The sequence below is a fragment of the Streptomyces sp. genome (assembly GCF_035563135.1).
Classification (GTDB): domain Bacteria; phylum Actinomycetota; class Actinomycetes; order Streptomycetales; family Streptomycetaceae; genus Streptomyces.
This window is the reverse complement of record NZ_DATMVN010000004.1, coordinates 1-5,756: the sequence shown is the minus strand read 5'-3', so window position 1 is coordinate 5,756 and position 5,756 is coordinate 1. Positions and strand designations below refer to the sequence as shown.

Here is a 5,756-nt window from a genome sequence, read left to right as displayed (position 1 = left end):
GCTCGGGGTGGTCGGCATCATCTACGAGGCCCGGCCCAACGTGACGGTCGACGCAGCGGCGCTCTGCCTGAAGTCGGGCAACGCGGTGCTCCTGCGCGGATCCTCGTCGGCCTACGCCTCGAACACCGCGCTCGTGCGGGTGCTCCGCGACGCGGTGGGCGGGTCCGGCCTCCCGGCGGACGCGGTGCAGCTCGTCCCGGGTGAGAGCCGCGATTCGGTACGCGAACTGATGCGGGCGCGTGGCCTCGTCGACGTACTGATCCCGCGCGGCGGCGCCTCGCTGATCCGCACGGTCGTGGAGGAGTCGACGGTCCCCGTGATCGAGACCGGTACCGGCAACTGCCATGTGTACGTCGACGCGCAGACGGATCTCGGCATGGCCGTCGAGATCCTGGTCAACTCCAAGGCCCAGCGTCCGAGCGTGTGCAATGCGGCCGAGACGCTCCTGGTCCACAAGGACATCGCTGCGGAATTCCTCCCTCTGGCCCTGGAGGCGCTGGCCGAGGCCGGGGTGACGGTGCACGGCGACGAGCGGGTGCTCGCGTACGCGGAGGGGTCCAAAGCCACCGTCGTGCCGGCCACGCCGGAGGACTGGGAGACCGAATACCTGTCGTACGACATCGCGGCCGCGGTCGTGGAGTCGCTGGAATCCGCCGTGGCGCACATCCGGCTCTGGTCCTCCGGCCACACCGAGGCGATCGTCACCACGTCGCAGGCGGCGGCCCGCCGGTTCACCCGACTGGTGGATTCCACGACGGTCGCTGTGAACGCGTCGACGCGCTTCACGGACGGCGGCCAGTTCGGTTTCGGCGCCGAGATCGGCATCTCCACGCAGAAGCTGCACGCCCGGGGGCCGATGGGGCTGCCGGAACTGACGTCGACCAAGTACATCGTCACCGGCGACGGTCACACCCGTTAGCCGGGGGCTGGCGGCGGCGCGGGTGAGTTCGCGGGCTCCCTGCCCAAAATGCCCCGCCGCGGCTACGCTGAAGCTGTGCCGGACGACGTGGGGGGCAAGCCGTTCCCGGACGGCTGGGAGCCCGACGACGACCGCGGGGGCGCGGACGAGGACTTCGCCTCCGTGGTGTTCGACGAGGACTTCGTCCGATCCGCCGAGATCCACGAACCCACAGCGGTCGAGCGTCTGCTGGCCGCCGCGCAGGCCCGCGCCGAAGCAGAGGCGTCCCGGGCGCGCTCGGGCAGCGGTGCCCTGGACGACGACTGCTACGACGACGGTGACGACCACTACGGCGACGCTTACGGCCCGGACGGCGCATACGGCCGCGAGAGGGCCTTCGGTGACTCGTACGGACCCGTCGGCGCCTACGAGGACGGCAACGGCCCCTACGGGCGTCATGGCGGCTCCCTGCGCCCTTACCGGGGCGCGGCTCGCTGGCACCGTCCGGTCGCCTGGCTGCTCGCCCTGCTGATGGGGATCGGAATGGTGGCACTGGCCTTCAGCGCCGTGTACCGCGGCGCGGCGAGTGAGCGGCAGGGGCAGGTGCCGCCGCCGGCGACCAGCGGCGTCGACAAGCCGGAGGCCGTCCCTTCCGCCCCGGCCGGCCTCTCCCGCCCCGGGGTCTCCGCCGTTCCCCGTACACCTTGATCCGCACGCCCCGCGGCGTGGGCGGAATCCGACGCCCGCCGGGCCCTCCGGAGCCGTGGCGGCCCGCCCTCATGACGCTCGGACAGGCGGAGGCCTGAGCATGCGGGCGTCGGCGGGCCGAATGCTGCTGAGCCCGGTGGCATGATCGCGCGCCTCCCGGCCGCCTCCAGGTTGCCTCCCGGCCGCGCTCCCCGGCTGCCCTCCCGGCCGCGCTCCACCTGCGCTCCCACCTGCGGGGCGTTTACCTTGATGACGATCGACCCAATCTGAAGGTATGACCCTTTGCTCCCTCCTCCCGTCCCCGTCCCCGGGAGAGGGCCAGCTACTCGTCCATGTGCCGGACCCGTGACGGACAGGTCCACCCGATGCCGATGAGCTGAGGCGGACCCAGCGCCGGCCCCGCTGGTGGCGCGGAGATCGGGAGAAGTCATGACAGGCCGCGGAGAACCGCCGGAAGGACCTCCCGAGAACTCCTCGGGAGGAGAGGACGAGTACCGCTCACTCGTCTTCGACGAATCGTTCGTCCGTGCTGCCCGGCTGCAGGAATTCTCTGCCCAGGAGCGTATGGGGGAGCACGCGCGCGCCGTACGCTCCCTCCCCGGCCGCGGGACCCGCCGGCGCCGCTCCAGAGCCGGTATCGCTCTTGTCGTACTGATCGCGCTCGCGTTCGCGACCGCCATCTACATCGGCTTCCGCAACCCCTACCCGACGCCTGTCACCCGACGTGCCGAACCGCTCCGGACCACGGTGATCCCGCTCGCCCCCCGAGGCCCCGTACCGGCAGGAGCAGCCGAGTCCCTGCTCGACGACGGCCCGGCCGCGGGACACCGTTCCGGCGTTTCAGGCATCAACTTTCCGTCGGTCCGGCGGACGAAGAACTTCTCGGACAGTCAGGTGACCATCGCCCTGACCACTGTCAGGGACTACCTGGTGAGCTCCTCCCTCGACCCCGACGTACTCACCGGGGGTGTCGTCCGGCCGGTCGGACGGCTTCTCGATCCGGACCAGACGGCGCAGTTCGACAAGAGCATGGACACACCGGCTGATGACGGCGAGCACAGTGCGACCGGCTGGCTGGTGCGCTTCGACCCGGCCGAGGCGGAACTGGCCCACCCCGACATCCGGGTCCACGGCACCCTGTCGTACACGGAGGCAGGGGCGGACACCCTGGAGGTGGTGTCCGACCACACCTTCACGTACGCGCTGCGGCCCGCAGCGTCCGGCCCCCACCGGGCCGACGGCGCCTCCCTCTTCACCGTGCGTCGCGTCCTGCACTTCCTGCTCGACCGGGAAGACATCCGGCTGCACCGGCTGGAGGTCCGCAGTGCCTACGTCCAGGCCGGCCCGCAGTCGTGCTCAGCCGGGACGACGGGAGCTCTGCACCCGCTGCTCGCAGGCGAACGGGCGGACGGCCGGGGCCCCACAGGCACCGATCCCTATGCCACGGGCGTGCCCACAGCGGCTCTCTGCGGCACGCTGTCCGTCAGTTCGCAGACTCAGGACCCTCCTCCTCGGGGCCCGGACGCCGCCACGTCCCCTCGGAGCCGTCCGTAGCGTCCGAGGACGGTGCGCCGCTCCTGCCCGCGCCTCCACCTCCGCCCGCGCTCCCGCCACCCGCGCCGGTGAATCTGTCCCGGAGCCTGCCTCCCAGGTCGCCCGCGCCGCCCGCGATGTCACCGACGAGCTTCATCAGCGGGTCCTTGCTGGTGCGCACCGTGTCGGCGTAATGCGCTGCGGACTCACGGAAGGAGTCCGTCACCGACGTGTCCTGGTCCTCGTCACGCTTGGGGTAATGGCCGTCCATGATGCGCTGGAAGTCCCGGGTCTCCGACCACTTCTTCAGCTCGGCCGCCCGGACCGTGGTGAACGGATGCGTCCGGGGCAGCACATTGAGGATCTTGAGCACGGAATCGCGGAGGTCGCCGCCCTTCTCGTACTCGTCGGCCTGGGCGAGGAAGGCATCCACATTCATCTCATGGAGATGGTTGCCACCGGCGATCTTCATCAGCCCGCGCATCGAGGCACGCAGGTCCTGCCCCACCAGCAGCCCGGCCCGGTCGGCGGACAGCTCCGACTTGCGGAACCACTCGCGCAGCGCGGTCACGATCGCCATGATCGCCACGTTGCCGAGCGGAATCCACGCCACCTTGAGCGCCAGGCCGGTGAGGAAGAGCAATATCGTGCGGTACACCGAGTGCCCGGAGAGGGCATGGCCCACCTCGTGGCCGACGACGGCCCGCATCTCCTCCTCGTCGAGCAGCTCCACCAGCCCGGTCGTCACCACGATGATCGGCTCGTCGAGACCGATGCACATGGCATTGGGCTGCGGGTCCTGGTTCACGTACATCGGCGGGACCTTCTTGAGGTCCAGGATGTAACAGGCGTCCCGCAACATGTCGTTGAGATGCGCGAACTGGGCGTCGCTCACCCGGACGGAGTCCGACAGGAAGAGCAGCCGCAGGCTGCGCTCGGGCAGCAGGCCGCTCAGTGCCTTGAACACCGTGTCGAAACCGCTCAGCTTGCGCAGGGCCACCAGAGCCGAGCGGTCCGCCGGATGTTCGTAGGCGCGCGAGGAGATGCCCGGGAATCGCTTGCGGTGCCTGCTCGGCACGCTCTCGTGACTGGTGTCGGTCATGGATGCCCCCTGTTCGTACGAGACGTCGCTCGTCCCCCTGACAAAAGCCAGCGTATGCGCTGGCGCTACGGTGTGCGGGGGGCTGTGGATAACTTTGAGGAGCGCCCGGAATGCCGCACACCGCCGTCATACTTGCTGCCGTTTCCGAGGAACAGGGGCCGGGCAACACGCTCCGCGTGGTGCTGCTCGCCGCCCTCGTCGGAGCCGCCCTGCTCGCCTGGTTCCTGCTGCGTGGATACCGCAACGACGACAACAACGACTGAGTCGGCGTGAGCGTGCCCGCTGCGCCCGCATACGATGTGCGCGACGTCTCCCTCCTGATTCCCGATGGATAGGTCCTGCAGAAGATGAGCCTCTCGAGCACCGCGCACCAGCTGGTCACCCTCGCCTCCGAAGGCGAGCAGGGTGGTAACCACGAAAGCCTCAGCCCGTACTTCACCGGTGTCGGCGCGTTCGTCGCGCTGATGCTCCTGCTGTGGATCACCACCCGTTTCAACCGAGACCGCTGAGGCAGAGGCGAACGGCTGTGCCAGTAGGGTCTGCACGCATGGGAGAGCAGGAAGTGCCCACCGGCCGCGGCAAGCGTCGACTCGGAGTGATGGGCGGGACCTTTGACCCGATCCATCACGGACACCTGGTGGCGGCCAGCGAAGTGGCCGCCCATTTCCACCTCGACGAAGTCATCTTCGTCCCGACCGGGCAGCCGTGGCAGAAGAGCCACAAGCAGGTCTCCCCGGCCGAGGACCGCTATCTGATGACGGTCATCGCGACGGCGTCCAACCCGCAGTTCTCGGTCAGCCGCAGCGACATCGACCGCGGCGGGCCGACATACACGATCGACACGCTGCGGGATCTGCGCATGGTCCACGGCGACGCGGACCTCTTCTTCATCACCGGCGCCGACGCCCTCTCCCAGATCCTGACCTGGCGGGACGCCGAGGAGCTGTTCTCGCTCTCCCATTTCATCGGCGTGACCCGGCCCGGTCATCTGCTGACGGACGACGGGCTGCCCAAGGGTGGTGTCTCGCTGGTGGAGGTGCCCGCGCTGGCGATCTCGTCCACGGACTGCCGCGCCAGGGTCGAGCAGGGGGAGCCGGTCTGGTATCTGGTGCCGGACGGTGTCGTCCGTTACATCGACAAGCGCCAGCTGTACCGCGGCGAATGAGCCACGGAGAGGGGCACCTGTGAACGACCGACAGAACCCGTACGACCCGTACCAGCAGCAGCCGCAGATCATCGGCTACGACGAGTACGGGCAGCCGGTCTATCAGCAGCAGGGGCAACAGCAGTACGACCCCTACGCCCAGCAGCCTCAGCAGGACGGACAGCCGCAGCAGGGCTACGGCTACGACCCGTACGCCGGTGCGCAGCAGAGTCACGACCCGTACACCGGTGCGCAGCAGAGTCACGACCCGTACGCCGCCCAGTACACCCAGCAGCAGGCGCAGCCGACGCAGCAGGGATACGGGTACGACGACGGCGGCGGGTACGGCGCGTACGGCTACGACACCGGTC

The 5,756-nt window shown here is 69.5% G+C and carries 7 protein-coding genes and 1 pseudogene; 7 read left to right on the top strand and 1 reads right to left on the bottom strand.

The genetic code is table 11. From position 1 onward, the window contains the following. The 3 genes from VN520_RS00300 to VN520_RS00290 form a co-directional block, all read left to right on the top strand. Positions 1-919: glutamate-5-semialdehyde dehydrogenase (locus VN520_RS00300; protein WP_325744763.1), on the top strand; the 919-nt coding region annotated here is incomplete at its 5' end. A gap of 75 nt (positions 920-994) precedes the next feature. Then, positions 995-1,606 carry a hypothetical protein gene (locus VN520_RS00295; protein WP_325744762.1) on the top strand — a complete coding sequence of 204 codons (612 nt, stop codon included), beginning with the start codon at positions 995-997 and terminating at the stop codon, positions 1,604-1,606. Between the two features lie 429 nt (positions 1,607-2,035). Next, entirely contained in the window at positions 2,036-3,160 is a 1,125-nt protein-coding gene (locus VN520_RS00290) for a hypothetical protein (protein ID WP_325744761.1), read from the top strand. Here VN520_RS00290 and VN520_RS00285 read toward each other — a convergent pair. Further along, a complete protein-coding gene (locus VN520_RS00285; RefSeq protein WP_325744760.1) occupies positions 3,090-4,241 on the bottom strand; it encodes a M48 family metallopeptidase in 1,152 nt (383 codons plus the stop codon). The genes VN520_RS00290 and VN520_RS00285 overlap by 71 nt on opposite strands. A 110-nt stretch (positions 4,242-4,351) precedes the next feature. Between VN520_RS00285 and VN520_RS00280 the strand changes: the two genes are divergently transcribed. The 4 genes and pseudogenes from VN520_RS00280 to VN520_RS00265 form a co-directional block, all read left to right on the top strand. Further along, positions 4,352-4,504: a hypothetical protein gene (locus tag VN520_RS00280; RefSeq protein ID WP_325744759.1), complete on the top strand. Its 153-nt coding sequence runs from the start codon at positions 4,352-4,354 to the stop codon at positions 4,502-4,504. An 84-nt stretch (positions 4,505-4,588) separates the two neighbouring features. Beyond that, on the top strand, positions 4,589-4,750 hold the full coding sequence (locus VN520_RS00275; protein ID WP_325744758.1) for a hypothetical protein: 162 nt from the start codon (positions 4,589-4,591) through the stop codon (positions 4,748-4,750). A 38-nt stretch (positions 4,751-4,788) separates the two neighbouring features. Then, positions 4,789-5,406: a nicotinate-nucleotide adenylyltransferase gene (gene nadD, locus VN520_RS00270; protein ID WP_325744757.1), complete on the top strand. Its 618-nt coding sequence runs from the start codon at positions 4,789-4,791 to the stop codon at positions 5,404-5,406. A gap of 19 nt (positions 5,407-5,425) precedes the next feature. Continuing rightward, positions 5,426-5,756, top strand: a pseudogene (locus VN520_RS00265) (LytR family transcriptional regulator); the annotation flags it as partial.

Excerpts from the sequence above, each read along its gene's own strand:
- VN520_RS00290 (WP_325744761.1), top strand. The coding sequence starts at position 2,036 with ATGACAGGCCGCGGAGAACCGCCGGAAGGACCTCCCGAGAACTCCTCG.
- VN520_RS00280 (WP_325744759.1), top strand. The coding sequence starts at position 4,352 with ATGCCGCACACCGCCGTCATACTTGCTGCCGTTTCCGAGGAACAGGGG.
- VN520_RS00285 (WP_325744760.1), bottom strand. The coding sequence starts at position 4,241 with ATGACCGACACCAGTCACGAGAGCGTGCCGAGCAGGCACCGCAAGCGA.
- nadD (WP_325744757.1), top strand. The coding sequence starts at position 4,789 with ATGGGAGAGCAGGAAGTGCCCACCGGCCGCGGCAAGCGTCGACTCGGA.
- VN520_RS00275 (WP_325744758.1), top strand. The coding sequence starts at position 4,589 with ATGAGCCTCTCGAGCACCGCGCACCAGCTGGTCACCCTCGCCTCCGAA.